This window comes from Serratia sp. K-E0102, from assembly GCF_029962625.1.
GTDB classification, from domain to species: Bacteria; Pseudomonadota; Gammaproteobacteria; order Enterobacterales; family Enterobacteriaceae; genus Serratia; species Serratia sarumanii.
Genome location: NZ_CP124754.1, coordinates 1,703,903 through 1,720,851 on the forward strand (window position 1 = coordinate 1,703,903; position 16,949 = coordinate 1,720,851).

The 16,949-nt window shown below is 57.4% G+C and carries 18 protein-coding genes; 13 read left to right on the top strand and 5 right to left on the bottom strand.

Features of this window, described 5'->3' with window-relative positions:
• Positions 1-144: 144 nt before the first annotated feature.
• Genes SSARUM2_RS08155 through SSARUM2_RS08165 form a run of 3 tightly spaced genes read left to right on the top strand, consistent with a single transcriptional unit; the run spans position 145 to position 3,185 of the window.
• Positions 145-1,620 carry a phospholipase gene (locus tag SSARUM2_RS08155; protein WP_060438902.1) on the top strand — a complete coding sequence of 492 codons (1,476 nt, stop codon included), beginning with the start codon at positions 145-147 and terminating at the stop codon, positions 1,618-1,620.
• A complete protein-coding gene (locus SSARUM2_RS08160) occupies positions 1,617-2,360 on the top strand; it encodes an ankyrin repeat domain-containing protein (RefSeq protein WP_060419791.1) in 744 nt (247 codons plus the stop codon). Before SSARUM2_RS08155 ends, SSARUM2_RS08160 begins: the two co-directional genes overlap by 4 nt.
• A gap of 51 nt (positions 2,361-2,411) precedes the next feature.
• Positions 2,412-3,185, top strand: coding sequence for an ankyrin repeat domain-containing protein (locus SSARUM2_RS08165; protein WP_060439066.1), 774 nt, complete (start codon positions 2,412-2,414; stop codon positions 3,183-3,185).
• 49 nt (positions 3,186-3,234) lie between these two features.
• Here SSARUM2_RS08165 and sigJ read toward each other — a convergent pair whose 3' ends face one another.
• From sigJ to SSARUM2_RS08180, 3 genes are all read right to left on the bottom strand, one after another.
• Positions 3,235-4,131 (bottom strand): RNA polymerase sigma factor SigJ, encoded by an 897-nt coding sequence (sigJ, locus tag SSARUM2_RS08170; RefSeq protein WP_060438901.1) that lies wholly within the window; start codon positions 4,129-4,131, stop codon positions 3,235-3,237.
• A gap of 1 nt (position 4,132) precedes the next feature.
• Positions 4,133-4,573 carry a carboxymuconolactone decarboxylase family protein gene (locus SSARUM2_RS08175; RefSeq protein ID WP_049213125.1) on the bottom strand — a complete coding sequence of 147 codons (441 nt, stop codon included), beginning with the start codon at positions 4,571-4,573 and terminating at the stop codon, positions 4,133-4,135.
• 300 nt (positions 4,574-4,873) lie between these two features.
• Positions 4,874-6,562 (bottom strand): aspartate:alanine antiporter, encoded by a 1,689-nt coding sequence (locus tag SSARUM2_RS08180; protein WP_072008430.1) that lies wholly within the window; start codon positions 6,560-6,562, stop codon positions 4,874-4,876.
• Between the two features lie 294 nt (positions 6,563-6,856).
• Between SSARUM2_RS08180 and SSARUM2_RS08185 the strand changes: the two genes are divergently transcribed.
• Positions 6,857-7,246: an inner membrane protein YbjM gene (locus tag SSARUM2_RS08185; protein WP_033637808.1), complete on the top strand. Its 390-nt coding sequence runs from the start codon at positions 6,857-6,859 to the stop codon at positions 7,244-7,246.
• Positions 7,247-7,291: 45 nt separating this feature from the next.
• On the opposite strand, the gene SSARUM2_RS08190 is transcribed toward SSARUM2_RS08185, so the two are convergent.
• A complete protein-coding gene (locus SSARUM2_RS08190) occupies positions 7,292-7,555 on the bottom strand; it encodes a GrxA family glutaredoxin (protein ID WP_004938676.1) in 264 nt (87 codons plus the stop codon).
• 230 nt (positions 7,556-7,785) lie between these two features.
• On the opposite strand from SSARUM2_RS08190, the gene SSARUM2_RS08195 reads away from it, so the two are divergent.
• The 9 genes from SSARUM2_RS08195 to rlmC all read left to right on the top strand — a co-directional run bounded on the left by SSARUM2_RS08195 (position 7,786) and on the right by rlmC (position 16,045).
• Positions 7,786-8,088 (top strand): YbjC family protein, encoded by a 303-nt coding sequence (locus SSARUM2_RS08195; protein ID WP_033646672.1) that lies wholly within the window; start codon positions 7,786-7,788, stop codon positions 8,086-8,088.
• 54 nt (positions 8,089-8,142) lie between these two features.
• On the top strand, positions 8,143-9,045 hold the full coding sequence (gene rimK / locus SSARUM2_RS08200; protein ID WP_033637810.1) for a 30S ribosomal protein S6--L-glutamate ligase: 903 nt from the start codon (positions 8,143-8,145) through the stop codon (positions 9,043-9,045).
• A gap of 135 nt (positions 9,046-9,180) precedes the next feature.
• Positions 9,181-9,660 (top strand): YbjN domain-containing protein, encoded by a 480-nt coding sequence (locus SSARUM2_RS08205; protein WP_004938666.1) that lies wholly within the window; start codon positions 9,181-9,183, stop codon positions 9,658-9,660.
• A 406-nt stretch (positions 9,661-10,066) separates the two neighbouring features.
• Entirely contained in the window at positions 10,067-11,176 is a 1,110-nt protein-coding gene (gene potF / locus SSARUM2_RS08210; protein ID WP_033637811.1) for a spermidine/putrescine ABC transporter substrate-binding protein PotF, read from the top strand.
• A gap of 122 nt (positions 11,177-11,298) precedes the next feature.
• Positions 11,299-12,432: a putrescine ABC transporter ATP-binding subunit PotG gene (gene potG / locus SSARUM2_RS08215; protein ID WP_033637812.1), complete on the top strand. Its 1,134-nt coding sequence runs from the start codon at positions 11,299-11,301 to the stop codon at positions 12,430-12,432.
• 24 nt (positions 12,433-12,456) lie between these two features.
• Positions 12,457-13,419: a putrescine ABC transporter permease PotH gene (potH, locus tag SSARUM2_RS08220; RefSeq protein WP_033646669.1), complete on the top strand. Its 963-nt coding sequence runs from the start codon at positions 12,457-12,459 to the stop codon at positions 13,417-13,419.
• A complete protein-coding gene (potI, locus tag SSARUM2_RS08225; RefSeq protein WP_016928360.1) occupies positions 13,416-14,261 on the top strand; it encodes a putrescine ABC transporter permease PotI in 846 nt (281 codons plus the stop codon). Before potH ends, potI begins: the two co-directional genes overlap by 4 nt.
• A 104-nt stretch (positions 14,262-14,365) precedes the next feature.
• Positions 14,366-14,845: a YbjO family protein gene (locus SSARUM2_RS08230; protein ID WP_060427903.1), complete on the top strand. Its 480-nt coding sequence runs from the start codon at positions 14,366-14,368 to the stop codon at positions 14,843-14,845.
• 69 nt (positions 14,846-14,914) lie between these two features.
• Positions 14,915-16,045, top strand: a complete 1,131-nt coding sequence (gene rlmC, locus SSARUM2_RS08235) for a 23S rRNA (uracil(747)-C(5))-methyltransferase RlmC (protein ID WP_060438878.1) — start codon at positions 14,915-14,917, stop codon at positions 16,043-16,045.
• A 32-nt stretch (positions 16,046-16,077) separates the two neighbouring features.
• Here rlmC and artJ read toward each other — a convergent pair whose 3' ends face one another.
• Positions 16,078-16,812, bottom strand: coding sequence for an arginine ABC transporter substrate-binding protein (artJ, locus tag SSARUM2_RS08240; RefSeq protein WP_041034305.1), 735 nt, complete (start codon positions 16,810-16,812; stop codon positions 16,078-16,080).
• Positions 16,813-16,949: the final 137 nt, after the last annotated feature.

A 16,949-nucleotide genomic window follows, 5' to 3' on the forward strand; every position in this document is an offset into this window, starting at 1 on the left:
GCTAGTTTTTCGAACATTCACGGGCATACAGTGACTTGCAAGATAAGGATATCCAATGCGTTATCGTTCGCTAAATCTCGGCGAGGTGACAAGGAAAGGGGCTGGAACGCCGCCCCAGGGAACCGACGTACGGGCTGGTGCCGTATGAAGCTGCTTTCTCTCTTTTCTGAACACACGGCGCCGGAAAGTTTCTCCCGGATACTCACCCCGACACAAGCGCACCATGAGCTGGAACGGCATTATCTGTTCGGCGGCGCAGCCGGCATATCGATAAGCAGCCGGTACTCCATAACCCGCAATACTCAATCCGGTATTGGCGTCACCGGTTATCGTGAGGACGCGATTGTGAAGCGCAGCGTGTTCGATGATCTCAATCGGGGCGGCTTGCTGGCGATTGATGAGGGAATGGGCGCCTGGACGCCGACGAAATACGCGTTTTACGTCGACGCGGAAGGCCGATTACAGCGCTATCCCGGCAGCTCTCTTCCTGCCTTTTATCCAACTGGGCGCGTGATCGCCCGCTATGAAGAAATGGTCAGCCGCTATGGCCGGCGGGCAAAACCGACGGTGCTGCCGGCGAGGCAGAATACGACCCGGAATCCCCCTCTGCAGCAAGCCATCGCTACCGCAGTGGCAACCGTTGCCGCCACGGTACAGGCCATTCGTCCGATGACTAAGGCTGAACGCTGGCAAGAACGCCAGTACCTGATAGGGCGAGGCAACCGCAGCATTTACCCTGATGCGCGCATGGCGGCACAGCGATTGGCGGAGAACAACGTCGCGGTCGAAAAAGCGAAGCTGGCTGAGAATGTTTACAAGACCACTAACCCACTCAAGGACACGATAGACATCCCTGAGGGCTGGAAGGACATCAGTAACAATGATGGGGCGCTGGGTAAACTCGGTTTAAGCAAAGATATGCTCTATGACGATGAGGATACGCCGGGCTTTCTGGCTCGGGTTTATCAGCCAGATGAAACGGTCTTTGGTAAAGCGATGAATCCGACGGTGGTGTTCCGTGGATCGCGTGCGCCCGAGTTCCCGGAGGGAATAAGTAAGGCTGCCCAGAAAGCGTTACTGAATGGCGATTTGTCAGGCATTAAAAACCTGAGTGACTGGTCAAATAACGGCGCTCAGGGGTTGGGGTTTAACTCCGAATATTACAAGAAAGCGGTCAATATAGGTAAAGCAATTAAAGGCGGTGCCGGGATATCTGGCCATTCGCTGGGCGGGGGCATGGCGTCTGCGGCCTCCATGGCCAGCGGCAAACCGGCTTGGACGTTTAATGCAGCAGGCCTGAATGCAGGAACTGTAGAAAAATATGGCGGTTCGATTATAGGCAGCGCCGATAATATTCAGGCGTATCGCGTGAAGGGGGAGCTATTGACCAAGCTGCAGGAGGTTGATTTGTGGGAGGATGCCAAAGACCTCCAATTTTATCCCCCGGCGGTGATGGCGAAAGAACGCTTGTCCATGTTGGCGCCTGATGCAGTGGGAGTAAAACACACGCTTTCCGGTGGAACAGGCTCACTGCTGGATAAGCACGGTATAGACCAGGCGATACAATGCATTGAAAATGAAAAAGACGATGACATTGCCACAATCAAGGGAAGAATATGAAAAAAATCATACTCATTATCACGATGGTAGTGTCTACGCTCATCATGCAGGGGTGCAAACAAGGTATGGATCTACAACCACAGGATTACTTTGAAGGAAAGCAGCTGGACATCGCCAACATCATCTACGAGGGTGACAGGCAAAAGCTGGATAAGGTTTTACCGACGGTAAGCAAAGAAACGTTAAATCGGCCGGCCAAGGCGGAGATGACGTTGCTATTCTGGGCGATAAATAACGCCATCTTTGACAAGAACACGCCAGAGCGGCTCAAGATCATTACGGATTTGGTCAAGGCAGGGGCAGATCCACTGCAGCCAAGACCGGAAGGGCGAAGTAGCCCGGCTGAATATGTTATGAAAGCGGATAAAGGCGTCTGGATACAGGCTATGCTTGAAGGCGGATTATCGCCTAATGCAAGGGATGAAATAAACAATCAGCCAATAATTTTCAAGAGCTTTCAAGCGGTTAATACAGAGACATTGAGTGCCCTAATAGATTACAAAGCTGATGTTAATATCAAAGGGGCTATGAACAGAACTCCATTAATTAATGCGCTGTATAACAGTTGCCCTGAGCACATTGAGGTTCTTTTGGCTCATGGCGCTAACCCCTTAGCCAAAGATGATTTTAATGACAGCTTCCTTTCTCTGATTTCTGCGGAAATAGCCAAAGGAGACAAAAATAATTCTTATATTAAAAAATTAATTAAAATTAAAGAGAAGATAAACATTGTGAATTAGTTAGCTTTCAGGTGGGTGAAATAACGGGTGTTTGACGTGGACGGGTACGGCATGAAGCACATTACTATGATTATTACCGTGGTGCTGTCGATGTTTGTGATGCAGGGATGCAAGCAAGGTAGGGATCTACAACCACAAGATTACTTTGAAGGAAAGCAGCTGGACATCGCCAACATCATATACGAGGGTGACAGGCAAAAGCTGGATAAGGTTTTACCGACGGTAAGCAAAGAAACGTTAAATCGACCGGCCAAGGCGGAGATGACGATGCTATTCTGGGTGATCAATAACGCTATCTTTGACAAGAATACGCCAGAGCGGCACAAGATCATTACGGATTTGGTTAAGGCAGGGGCGGATCCATTACAACCTCAACCTAACACGCCAGGTAGCCCCGCTGAGTTTGTTATGAAGGCGGATAAAGGCATCTGGATACAGGCTATGTTAGAGGGCGGACTTTCTCCAAATGCTAGGGATAAGGTTCATAATCAACCCATTATATTTAATAGCATCTTTGCGAAAAACACAGAAACATTAGAGGTCATGTTGGATTATGGTGCGGATATAAATATAAGAAATTCACTGGGTGATACGCTGCTCATCGATGCTTTAGACTATCACTCCTATGACCACGTCATTCTTCTTTTAGAAAAAGGTGCCGATAGCGATATAAGAGGCAACTCGGGTTGGACGATGGGTAATCAACTGCAACGGCTGATTAATAGGAGTCAGGACGGCAGTGAGGCGAAAGCGTCTCTTGAGCGCATCAGAGACGAGCTAATTAAGCGTGGCGGGAAATGGCCGCCTGCTCCTGTCAGTCAATAAACCGTCTCGCTGTAATACCAGAAAATGGGCACATGTTGTAAGGGTATTCTTACCGCAGAGGCATTGTCCACAGACGGTCGAGTTGCGAAAGTTTGCTTGGGTTGCGCACGATAAATACCTGAGCCAGTCGGCCTTCGGCATTCAAGCTGAGACTGACAGACGCCGTAATACGGCCTTGTTCGGATAGCAAGGCGCCTGGCACGCCATTGATGAGCGCGTGTTGCCAGAGATAGGCTCGCCAAAATACGGGCAATTTACCGCCGATAAATTCGAGCACGTCACGTTTGCCGACGAGTTCAGCCAGGTTGGCGGGCACTTTGCCGCCGCCGTCCGCACTGAGCTTAACGTCTTCGGACAACAGGGTCGAAAGGGGTTCGATATCTGCCGTTTCCACCGCCGTTTTGAAAGCGATAAGCAAGGCTTCCTGCCGCTCTGTGGGCTGGGTTTTACGCTCCTCTGGGCGGCCAATTTTTTCGCGCGCGCGTGACACCAGTTTACGACACGCCGTTTCTTCTCCACCTAATGTCATGGCGAGATCCGCGTAGGGCAAGTCAAAGATGTCATGCAGCAAATAGGCTGCGCGCTCGCGGGGAGTGAGTCTTTCGAGCAACAGCATAAAGGCCGTCGACAGCGACGATGAGAGTTCCAACGTTTGCTCGGGCGTTTTGGCTACGGCGGTTTGAATGGGTTCTGGTAGCCAAATACCGACATAATCGACGCGAGCCTGCTGCGCGGCGCGCAGCAGGTCAAGACAACGACGAGTGCAGACGGTGGTCAGCCAGGCAGCAGGATTCAGAATGCTGTGGCGATCCGCATTTAACCATTTGATATAGGTATCTTGCACGGCATCTTCCGCGTCGGCCAGAGAACCTAAAATACGATAGGCGAGGCCGATCAGAAACGGTCTTCTCGATTCGAACAGTGCTGCATACTTGTCGTTTTTCATATTAGTGGCCGGAAATATGAATTCTATTCCACAGATTTATCATAGTGATATTTGCGGTTAGCGCGCTGATTTCTTCCTCGGAATAGTACGCGCGCAATGCCGCGCGCAGTGGGCCATACTCGGTATGGCGTTCAAGCCGCGTTAACGCTTCTGTCCAGGCAAATGCGGCGCGCTCGCGAGGCGTGAAATCATCAACGTGTTCCCATACCACCAGCCTGTCCAGACGTGCGTTGGTTTCACCGTCCTCACGCGCTTCTTTGGTATGCATCTCGACACAGTAACCGCAGCCATTGATTTGCGAAGCGCGCAGGAGGACGAGATGGTAGATCTTGCGCTCCAGATTGTGCGCGTCGATAGCGCCATGCACTTTCAGCAGCGCGGAAAAAACGTTGGCAATGGTTTGCGCATGATTGACAGGGTCGGTATTCACTGGCGTAGTCATAAGAACTCCTCATTTATCGGGTTAACACATATAGATGACGAATGAGAAGAGGGATGTGTGACCGAACCACAGCAAAAATGTGCATTTCGGGGTCGTGGGCCGTTGATGTAATACGTTTTTCAGGCAACAAAAAACCCGATAATCTTGAACCTAAAAGGCGGGATTATCGGGCTCCACAAAATGGGGACATCAAAGAAAAGCAGTGGCACTAATTCAGACTGCGGCCCCCAACGAAAGTTCTGGTCGGCGACAAAAAAATCAAAATATTTTTATCGCCGAACCATCTCTCCCGCTAATCGATCAGCCGAGTATCCCTGGCCATAGCACCACGATAAGTGAACCCGCCAGCGTTAACAGCACGTTAGCGATGGCGTAGGTGCCGGCATAGCCCAGCGCCGGGATATTGCTGCGTGCGGTATCGCTGATGATCTCCATCGCCGGCGCGCAGGTACGGGCGCCCATGATGGCGCCGAACAGCAGGGCGCGGTTCATGCGCAGCACGTAGGCGCCGAACAGGAAGCAGATAACCACCGGCACCAGGCTGACGATCAGCCCGGCGATCAGCATCTGGCCGCCGACCGCGCCCAGGCTGTGGCCGATGCCGGCGCCGGCGCTCAGGCCCACGCCCGCCATAAACACCATCAGGCCGAATTCTTTCACCATGTTCAGCGCGCCCTGCGGAATGTAGCCGAAGGTCGGGTGGTTGGCGCGCAGGAAGCCGAGCATGATGCCGGACATCAGCAGGCCGGCGGCGTTGCCGATGCCGAACGAGAAGTTACTGAACTGAATGGTGATCTGGCCGATCAGCAGGCCGATGATGAAGAAGGCGCAGAACGCCAGCAGGTCGGTCACCTGGCTGTGGATCGAGATAAAGCCAATCTTCTCCGCCACGCTCTTCACCCGGCGCGCGTCGCCGCTCACCTGCAGCACGTCGCCTTTGTTAAGCACGATGCTGTCGTCGATCGGCATTTCGATCTGGCTGCGGATCACGCGGTTGAGGAAGCAGCCGTGGTCGGTCAGCTTCAGCTGGCTCAGGCGCTTGTTCACCGCGTTGCTGTTCTTCACCACGATCTCTTCGGTGACGATGCGCATGTCGAGCAGATCGCGATCGAACACTTCCTTGCCGTTGCGGAAGCTCGGATCCAGCCGCGCGTGGGCGTCCGGGTAGCCGACCAGCGAGATCTCGTCGCCCACCTGCAGCACCGCGTCACCGTCCGGGTTGGCCAGAATGCCGTTGCGGCGGATGCGTTCGATGTAACAGCCGGTCTGGCGGTAGATGCCCAGTTCGCGCAGGTTCTTGCCGTCGGCCCAGGCCACCAGTTCGGGGCCGACGCGGTAGGCGCGGATCACCGGCAGGTAGACCTTGCGCTGGCTGTCGGTGTCCAGGCCGCGTTCGCGGGCGATCTGCTGGGCAGAGGTGGACAGGTCCTGGTGCTGCAGCTTCGGCAGGTAGCGCGCGCCGAAGATCAGGCTGACCAGACCGATCAGGTAGGTGAGGGCGTAGCCAAGGCTCAGATGATCCTGCGCCGCCAGCAGCGCCGGGCCGTTGACGATGGTGTTGCGCAGCGTGTCGCCAGCGCCCACCAGCACCGGCGTCGAGGTCATCGAGCCGGCCAGCATGCCGGCGGTCAGGCCGATGTCCCAGTGGAACAGTTTGCCGAGACCGATGGCGATCACCATCGCCGAGCCGACCATCACCAGCGCCAGCATCAGGTAGTTTTTGCCGTCGCGGAAGAAAATCGAGAAAAAGTTGGGCCCGGCTTCCACGCCCACGCAGAAAATAAACAGCATGAAGCCGAGATTCAGCGCCTCGGTGTTAATGGCGAAGTGTTGCTGGCCGAGCAGCAGCGAAACCACCAAAACGCCAATGGAATTACCGAGTTGGACGGAGCCCAGACGGAGTTTACCGAGGCACAGCCCCAGTGCGAGTACCACGAACAGTAACAGAATGTAGTTACCGTTTAACAAACTAGCGACGTTTATGTTCACGGAGGATAACTTATTGTTTACCAGTAAGTGCTTGATATAGATAACTATAAGAGATAGATTCAGCCTTAAAACGACGTTATAAATCACCACCAGCGGAAGGCAAAGCGAACCATCGTTCGGCGGCGTTCATTCTAGACGCTATGACCGATGACAGCCAGCACAGAAAGCTGATTTCCTGCGCCGCCGTGCGCATTTAACTCTCTTTTGACCAAGGAAAAAATTCGGTTCAGCGTCACCGCGTGGGTGAGCGGGCCGATTTCTATTGATGCGGTAATTGGGCGGGGGAGAATTCGCATGACGAGTTATAGATATTGGCTGGGCATTCTCAGCTGTTTTCTGTTGTTCAGCCTGGTGTTTCTCGGCCAGCAAACCGGCCTGTTCGGCAGCACCGATCATGAGCACCACGGCGAAACCGGCCTGCTGCTGTTTGTGATCCCCGGTGCGATCGCCAGCTATCTGTCGAGCCGCAAGCGGCTGCTTTGCCCGCTGCTCGGCGCGCTGTATGCGCTGCCGCTGTGCCTGTTGATCCGCCACTTCTGGCTGACGCCGTCCTCTTCGTTCTGGCAGGAGCTGGCGTACGCCACCAGCGCGGTGTTCTGGTGCGTGTTCGGCGCGATGCTGATGCTGTTCGCCCTCGGCCTGTTGCAGACGCTGCAGCAGCTGCACCGGCGGCAGCGGCAATAAAAAAAGGCGCGTTAAGCGCCTTTTTTGTCTTTGTCGTTCAAAAACTTACTGGAACAGGTTCAGGTGTTCTTTGGCGTAAGCTTCGAAATCGGTGCAACCGCCGATGTGCTTCTCATCCAGGAAGATCTGCGGCACGGTTTCAACCGGTTTGCCGACGGTTTTTTCCAGATCGGCCTTGGTGATGCCTTCCGCGTGGATGTCAACGTAACGGAAGTTGAAATCGTCGCGTTCTTCAGTCAGTTTTTCCGCCAGTTCTTTAGCGCGGACACAATAAGGACAGCCAGGACGCCCGAAGATTACTGCAAACATGCAACGCTCCTTAATTGGATTTTCAATAAATTGTTCGCTACCGCAACGACATCCCGTCACCGAAAAAGTCATTACCTGCGTCAGATGGCGCCTACTATGCCCGTTGAGACGGCGAAAAAAAAGCAGGAATTACCTGTTAGTTTGATTCATGTAACCAATTAGTCGGCCGGGACTGTCGCCGCCGACGGGAATTCACTACACTGGAGGCAGACCTTCTGGAGAAGAAAAATATGCGTTCATTCGGTGACTTACCGCGCCCGGTGCTGGTGTTGGAAGGGCTGGGCATCGTGATGCTGGTGCTGGCCTACCTCAGCATTCACGGGCACCTGCAGCTGCCGGGCTGGCTGGCTTCGCAGCAGGCGGCGGTCGGCATGATTTTCCTCGGCGTGGCGCTGATGGTGCCGGCGGCGGCGTTTCTGGTGTGGCGCGTGGTGCAGGGCTTTGGGCCGCTGATGCGCGGCGGGTTGCCGCCGGAAAACGATCGCCGCAAACCGCAATCGAAAGATAATCAGGACAGCGATCCGCGCGCCTGAGCGCCGCGGCCGCTAACCCGCCTGCCGGGCAGGCGTTGGCCTTTGGGGTGACGAGTGAAAATTGCCATTCTTTCTCGCGACGGAACGCTCTACTCATGCAAGCGGCTGCGTGAAGCGGCGGAAGATCGCGGGCACAGCATCGATATCATCGATCCGCTCTCCTGCTACATGAACATCAATCCGGCGGCGCCGACCATTCATTATCGCGGCCGCCAACTTGAGCGTTACGATGCGGTGATCCCGCGCATCGGCTCCGCCATCACCTTTTATGGCACGGCGGTGCTGCGCCAGTTCGAGCTGCTCGGCAGCTACCCGCTAAACGAATCCGTGGCCATTACCCGCGCCCGCGACAAGCTGCGTTCGCTGCAGCTGCTGGCGCGGCAGGGCATCGATCTGCCGATTACCGGCTTTGCCCATTCGCCGGACGATACCGGCGACCTGATCGAACTGGTCGGCGGCGCGCCGTTGGTGGTCAAGCTGGTGGAAGGCACGCAGGGCATCGGCGTGGTGCTGGCGGAAACCCGCCAGGCGGCGGAAAGCGTGATCGACGCCTTTCGCGGGCTGAACGCCCACATCCTGGTGCAGGAATACGTGCGTGAAGCGCAGGGGCGCGACGTGCGCTGTTTGGTGGTCGGCGGCCGGGTGGTGGCCGCCATCGAACGGCAGGCCAAGCCGGGCGAGTTTCGCTCCAACCTGCACCGCGGCGGCACCGCCCGCAAGGTGACCATCACCGCCAGGGAGCGGGCGATCGCGGTGAAAGCGGCCAGTACGCTGGGGCTGGACGTCGCCGGGGTGGATATCCTGCGCGCCGAGCGCGGCCCGCTGGTGATGGAGGTCAACGCGTCGCCGGGGCTCGAAGGCGTGGAAACCACCACCGGGCTGGACATCGCCGGCATGATGATCGAATACATTGAGCAGCGCGGCCGGCCGGGCTTTCGCCTGAAATCCGGCGGTTGACGGGTGGGCGGCGCGCTTTTCCCGCCGTGCAATATCTGAATTAGTGAATTAAGCCGCATTGATCGTGGCGTATCGGGTGAATATTCCGTAAGCTATGCGCCTTTTCGCGTATTGAATATTGTGAGGCTGGTTATTATGGATTCACTCATTGTCCCCGATTTGGCGCTGTTGCGGCGCTGGCTGGATCAGTCGGGCATCTCTTTCTTTGAGTGCGATTCCTGCCAGGCGCTGCACCTGCCGCACATGCAGAACTTCGACGGCGTGTTCGACGCCAAGATAGATCTGGTGGACAACGTCATTCTGTTTTCCGCGTTGGCCGAGGTGAAGCCGACCGCGCTGATCCCGTTGGTGGCGGACCTGAGCCAGATCAACGCCAGTTCGCTGACCATCAAGGCGTTCGTCGACATTCAGGACGACAACCTGCCGAAGCTGATCGTCTGCCAGTCGTTGAGCGTGGCGGTCGGCATCACCTACGAGCAGTTTACCCACTTCATGCAGCAGGGCGAAGAGCAGGTCTCGATGGTGATCCTCGAGGCGCGGGCGAACGATCTGCTGTTTATGGGTGATGAAGAAGAGATCCCCGCTGGCGCCGTGCGTCAGCCGATGCTGCACTGATCCTCGCCGTACCTTAAGCATGCCGTCGCTCCGGCGGCATGCTGCCGTTATTCCCCTCCGCAATAAAATATTCTGCACTTTGGCCTTTGCCGCCCGATCTTTCTCGCCTTTTGTGCCGTTAATGGCGTATCACATAGAGAAAAACTGCATAAAAAATCGATAAAAGGCGTTTTTTACCCTGGGGGCTGGCGGGTTGCGATGGCAGCGGCTATGCTGCTGATTCTGCAAAGGGCTTGCGATTTCCCTTGTGGCCACGCGAGCAGGGCAGTGAAAAAAGGCGCATGCAATCATATGCATAGCCATTCAGTTCGCGGTTGCAACGATTGCGCTCGATCAGGAAAGGTTTTGTATCGCTGCAGATACAAGTTCAATTCTATGATTCACCCTGTTTTGGAGGAAGTTACGGATGGTCACCCAACGTAAAAAGTGGTTATCGGGTGTGGTTGCCGGCCTGTTGATGGCCGCGTCCGTCACGGCGTCAGCCGAAGAGAAAACGCTGCACGTGTATAACTGGTCCGACTATATCGCGCCGGATACCCTGGCCAAATTCCAGAAAGAAACCGGCATCAAGGTGGTGTACGACGTCTTTGACTCCAACGAAGTGTTGGAAGGCAAACTGATGGCGGGCAGCACCGGTTATGATCTGGTGGTTCCTTCATCCAACTTCCTCGAGCGCCAGTCGCAGGCCGGCATCTTCGAGCCGCTCGACAAGAGCAAGATGCCCAACTACAAGAATCTCGATCCCGAGATGCTGAAGCTGGTGGCGCACAATGACAAGGACAACAAATACGGCATCCCTTACCTGATGGTGACCACCGGCATCGGCTACAATGTCGACAAGGTGAAGGCGGCATTGGGTAAAGACGCGCCGGTCGACAGCTGGGATCTGATCCTCAAGCCGGAAAACCTCGAGAAGCTGAAAAGCTGCGGCGTCTCCTTCCTCGATGCGCCGAGCGAGGTCTACGCCACCGTGCTGCACTACCTGGGCAAAGATCCCAACAGCACCAACGCGGCGGACTATACCGGCGCGGCTAACGATCTGCTGCTGAAGCTGCGGCCGAACATCCGTTACTTCCACTCGTCTCAATACATCAACGATCTGGCGAACGGTGATATCTGCGTGGCGATCGGCTGGTCCGGCGACGTGATGCAGGCGGCCAATCGCGCCAAAGAGGCGAAGAACGGCGTGAACGTGGCCTACGCGATCCCGAAAGAAGGGGCGCTGACCTACTTTGACATGTTCGCCATGCCGGCGGACGCCAAGAACAAAGACGCCGCCTACCAGTTCCTGAACTTCCTGATGAAACCTGACGTGATGGCCGGCATCAGCAACTATGTCTATTACGCCAATGCGGTGAAGGACTCCACGCCGCTGGTGAACGCTGAGGTGCGCAATAACCCGAACGTCTATCCCCCGGCCGATCTGCGCGCCAAGCTGTTCACGCTTAACGTACAATCGCCGAAGCTGGACCGTGTCATTACCCGCGCATGGACTAAAGTTAAAAGCGGGAAGTGATGATGGGGGATATCCCCCGATCGTCGGTAAACCGGCAGGCGGGCGCTCCCCGCCTGCATTGCCGTTTTGGGCCACGGCGCTCGCCGTGGTTTTGTGCCGCTTTACGCCGGAGAGCACCCCGATTGAACGACGCCATCCCTCGTCCTCAAGCCAAGTCGCAGAAGGTTTTCACCCCTCTGCTGGAAATCCGTAACCTCACCAAAACCTTCGACGGGCAGAACGCGGTCGAAGACGTTAGCCTTACCATCTACAAGGGCGAGATCTTTGCGCTGCTCGGCCCGTCCGGCTGCGGTAAGTCCACCTTGCTGCGCATGCTGGCCGGTTTCGAGCAGCCCTCGGAAGGGCAGATCGTGCTCGATGGGCAGGATATGTCGCACGTGCCGCCGTACCAGCGGCCGATCAACATGATGTTTCAGTCCTACGCGCTGTTCCCGCACATGACGGTGGAGCAGAACATCGCCTTCGGCCTGAAACAGGACAAAATGCCACGGGCGGCGATCGCCGAGCGGGTGGCGGAAATGCTGGCGCTGGTGCACATGCAAGAGTACGCCAAACGCAAGCCGCACCAGCTTTCCGGCGGTCAGCGGCAGCGGGTGGCGCTGGCGCGCAGCCTGGCCAAGCGGCCCAAGCTGCTGCTGCTGGATGAGCCGATGGGCGCGCTGGACAAGAAACTGCGCGATCGCATGCAGTTGGAAGTGACCGACATTCTCGAGCGCGTCGGCGTCACCTGCGTGATGGTGACGCACGATCAGGAAGAGGCGATGACCATGGCGGGGCGCATCGCCATCATGAACCGCGGCAAGTTCGTGCAGATCGGCGAGCCGGAAGAGATCTACGAGCATCCGAACAGCCGCTTCAGCGCCGAATTTATCGGCTCGGTCAACGTCTTCGACTGCGTATTGCAAGAGCGCCACGACGATGCGCTGATCCTGCAAAGCCCCGGGTTGCGCCATGCGATCAAAGTCGATCCGGACGCCTCGGTGGTGGACGGCGTGCCGATCCAGGTGGCGCTGCGGCCGGAAAAGATCCTGCTGTGCGAACAGGTGCCGGAAGACGGCTGCAACTTCGCGGTGGGAGAGGTGGCGCATATTTCCTACCTGGGCGATCTGTCCATTTATCACGTGAAGCTGCACAGCGGGCAGATTATCAGCGCCCAGCTGCAAAACGGCCACCGTTTCCGCAAGGGGATGCCGACCTGGGGCGATGAAGTGCGTCTGTGCTGGGAAACCGACAGCTGCGTAGTGTTGACGGTGTAGTGAAGCCGGTGAGGAGTAACCCGTATGACCCTGCTTTCTGAACGCACGCCGGAACCGCCGGCCAAAACGCCCGGCACCCTCAAGGCGCTGTTCCACCGCCTGCTGATGGCTCACGGCCGCAAGCTGGTGATCGCGCTGCCGTATTTATGGCTGACGCTGCTGTTCATGCTGCCGTTCCTGATCGTGTTCAAGATCAGCCTGGCGGAGCTGGCGCTGGCGGTGCCGCCTTACACCGAGCTGATGAGCTGGGTGGACGGCAAGCTGAACATCGCGCTCAACTTTGCCAACTACCTGCAGCTGACCGACGATCCGCTGTATATCGACGCCTACCTGCAGTCGCTGCGCGTGGCGGCGGTCTCGACGCTGTGCTGCCTGATCATCGGTTATCCGCTGGCCTGGGCGGTGGCTCACAGCAAGGCGTCAACCCGCAACATTCTGCTGCTGCTGGTGATCCTGCCTTCCTGGACCTCGTTCCTGATCCGCGTCTATGCCTGGATGGGCATTCTGAAAAACAACGGCATTCTTAATAACTTTCTGATGTGGCTGGGGGTGATCGATCAGCCGCTGGTGATCCTGCACACCAACCTGGCGGTGTATATCGGCATCGTTTATTCCTATCTGCCGTTTATGGTGCTGCCGATCTACACGGCGCTGATCCGGCTGGATTACTCGCTGGTGGAGGCGTCGCTGGATCTGGGCGCCCGGCCGCTGAAAACCTTCTTCAGCGTGATCGTGCCGCTAACGCGCGGCGGTATCATCGCCGGTTCGATGCTGGTGTTCATTCCGGCGGTGGGGGAGTTCGTGATCCCGGAACTGCTCGGTGGGCCGGACAGCATCATGATCGGCCGCGTGCTGTGGCAGGAGTTCTTCAATAACCGCGACTGGCCGGTGGCCTCGGCGGTCGCCACCATCATGCTGCTGCTGTTGATCGTGCCAATTTTGTGGTTCCACAAACACCAGAACAAGGAAATGGGGGGGCAGGCATGAACAACTTGCCGGTAGTGCGTTCACCGTGGCGCATCGCCATCCTGACGATCGGTTTTACCTTCCTGTATGCGCCGATGCTGATGCTGGTGATCTACTCCTTCAACAGCTCCAAGCTGGTGACGGTGTGGGCCGGCTGGTCCACGCGCTGGTATACCGAACTGTTCCACGACTCGGCGATGATCAGCGCGGTGGGGCTCAGCCTGACCATCGCTGCCGCTTCCGCCACCGCCGCGGTGGTACTGGGGGCCATCGCCGCCGTGGTGATGGTGCGCTTCGGCCGCTTTCGCGGTTCGACCGGCTTCGCGTTTATGCTGACTGCGCCGCTGGTGATGCCGGACGTGATCACCGGCCTGTCGCTGCTGCTGCTGTTCGTGGCGATGGGGCACGCCTTCGGCTGGCCGTCGGAGCGCGGCATGTTCACCATCTGGCTGGCGCATGTCACCTTCTGTACCGCTTACGTGGCGGTGGTGATCAGCTCGCGCCTGCGCGAGGTGGATCGCTCAATTGAAGAGGCGGCGATGGATCTGGGGGCGCCGCCGCTGAAGGTGTTCTTCGTCATTACCTTGCCGATGATCGCGCCGGCGCTGATCTCCGGCTGGATGCTGGCGTTCACCCTGTCGCTGGACGACCTGGTGATCGCCAGCTTCGTCTCCGGCCCGGGCGCCACCACGCTGCCGATGCTGGTGTTCTCCAGCGTGCGCATGGGGGTGAACCCGGAAATTAACGCGTTGGCCAGCCTGATCCTGCTGGTGGTGGGCATTCTCGGCCTGATCGCCTGGTGGTTTATGGCGCGCTCGGAAAAACAACGATCGCGCGAATTGCAGCGGGCGGCCCGTAGCTGAATCGTAACAAACCTGCTATTTTTGCAATCAATAAGTATTGCAACTAACTACCTGACTTTACATGCGCCACCTGTATAGGTGGCGCGTCGTAGCGGAATACGGATATGTCAGACATGCTGAAAAGCGGGCAGGGAATGGGATCGACTTCGGATGCGCCGGTGCCGGTGATGGTGGCGGGTACCGCCATGGTCGCGATCAAGTGTATCAGCGTGGTGCTGCTGCTGGGCGAGCTGGGCGTCGACGGCGCGCAGGAGTTTGTCAACACCAGCGCGCAGGCGTGGGATTCTACCTTTATCTTTCTGGCCGGCCTGCTGCTGCTGTGTCTGCAAATCAGCTGCGGTTTTGCCGTGATGCGCGGCCGCAACTGGGGGCGCTGGGGCTATGTGGTCTGCCAGTGCATCGTGGTGCTTTACCTGCTGTTGGCCACCATCGGCAGCGTCTTCCCCGAGGTGTTCACCGTGGAAGGCGAAACCAGCGGCCAAATCCTGCACGTTCTGATCCTGCAAAAGATCCCCGACGCGGTGATCCTGGCGTTGCTGTTCGTTCCCACCGCCAGCCGCCGCTTCTTCACCGCGCGCAAGTGAGATTTTAGGCGCGCGGAGTGGTAAACTCTGCGCCCTTGATTCGTCATCCTGAACTTCACGGTAATCTTCATGCATTGCGCTTTGTATACGGCGGGCACCTGCCGTTCCTGTCAGTGGCTGGAAAAGCCCTATCCGCAGCAACTGGCCGACAAACAGCATCACCTGCACTCGCTGCTGGCCGGGCGCGACGTCGCGCAGTGGCTGCAGCCGGTGGCGGGGGAACTGAGCGCATTTCGCAATAAAGCCAAGATGGTGGTCAGCGGCAGCGTGGAGCGCCCGCTGCTCGGCATGCTGCACCGCGACGGCACGTCGGCCGATCTGAGCGACTGCCCGCTGTATCCCGCCGGTTTTGCGCCGATGTTCGCGGTGCTGAAAAGCTTTATCGCCCGCGCGGGCCTGACGCCGTACAACGTGGCACGCAAACGCGGCGAGCTGAAGTACCTGCTGCTGACCGAAAGCACGCTCGACGGCGGCGTGATGCTGCGCTTCGTGCTGCGCTCGGAAACCAAGCTGGCGCAGCTGCGCGCCGCGCTGCCGTGGCTGCAGCAGCAGCTGCCGCAGCTCAAGGTGATCTCCGCCAATATTCAGCCGGTGCACATGGCGATCATGGAAGGGGAGCGCGAGATTGCGCTGACCGAACAGCAGGCGTTGGAGGAGCGGTTCAATCAGGTGCCGCTGTTTATCCGCCCGCAAAGCTTCTTCCAGACCAACCCGCAGGTGGCCGCCGATCTGTATGCCACCGCCCGCGACTGGGTGCGCGCGCTGGGTATCGACAGCATGTGGGATCTGTTCTGCGGCGTCGGCGGTTTCGGCCTGCACTGCGCGCAGCCGCAAACGCGGCTGACCGGCATCGAGATCAGCGCGGAAGCGATCGCCTGCGCGCGCCAGTCGGCACAGCGGTTAGGGTTGTTGCACGTAGATTTTCAGGCGCTCGATTCCACCCGTTTTGCCACCGCCGAAGGCCAGGTGCCGCAGCTGGTGCTGGTCAACCCGCCGCGGCGCGGCATCGGCCAGGCGCTGTGCGACTATTTGAGCCGGATGGCGCCGGACTATATTCTCTATTCCAGCTGCAACGCCGAGAGCATGGTGAAAGATATCGAGATGTTGCCGGGGTACCGCATCGAACGGGTGCAGCTGTTCGACATGTTCCCGCATACTGCGCACTACGAAGTGCTGACGCTGTTGGTGCGGATTTTATAAAGCATAAGGCCCGGATAACCGGGCCTTATTGCTTACTGCGGGAACCACTTGTCGTTGATGGCCTTGTAGGTGCCGTCGGCCTTGATGGCGTCCAGCGCGGCGTTCAGCTTGGCCAGCAGCGCCTGGTTGTCCGGGCGCACAGCGATGCCGAGACCTGTGCCGAAGTATTGCGCATCGGTGATGTGCTCGCCGACCGGCGCCAGCTGCGGGTTGGTTTTCAGCCACTCGTTCACCACGGCGGTGTCGCCGAACACGCCATCAATACGGCCGTTTTTCAGCTCCAGAATGGCGTTTTGGTAGCTGTCGTAAGAGACGGTGGTAATCTCCGGATGCTTGTCCTGCATGTATTTCTGGTGGGTGGTGCCGTTTTCCATGCCGAGTTTTTTGCCTTTCAGATCCGCCAGCGAGCTGAACTTGCCTTTTTGCGCGATCACGATCGCCGAGTTGGCGTAGTAAGGCTGGGTGAAGGCGACCTGTTTGCTGCGCTCCGGCGTGATATCCATACCGGAAATCACCGCATCGTATTTCTTGAATTTCAGCGCGGCGATCAGGCTGTCGAACGCCTGGTTGGTGAAGGTGCACTGCGCCTGCATCTGCTTGCACAGCGCGTTGGCCAGATCGATATCGAAGCCGACGATCTGGTTATTGGCGTCGAGCGATTCGAACGGCGGGTAGGTGGCGGAAGCGGCGAAGCGGATGGTCTCGGCCGCGGTGGCGTTAAAGGTGATTCCGGCCAACATCGTCGCGGCAAGCAGCAGTTTTTTCATGCGTAGAGCTCCTGTCTGGATCCTGAAAGTGATTTTTCGCTATCGTTTGTTTTTACTGGTAATCGCCAGAGGTTTTTGCGAGGACACCTGCTGATAACCCTGCCATCGAGTGAATTAAAATGCAATGAAAATGATTA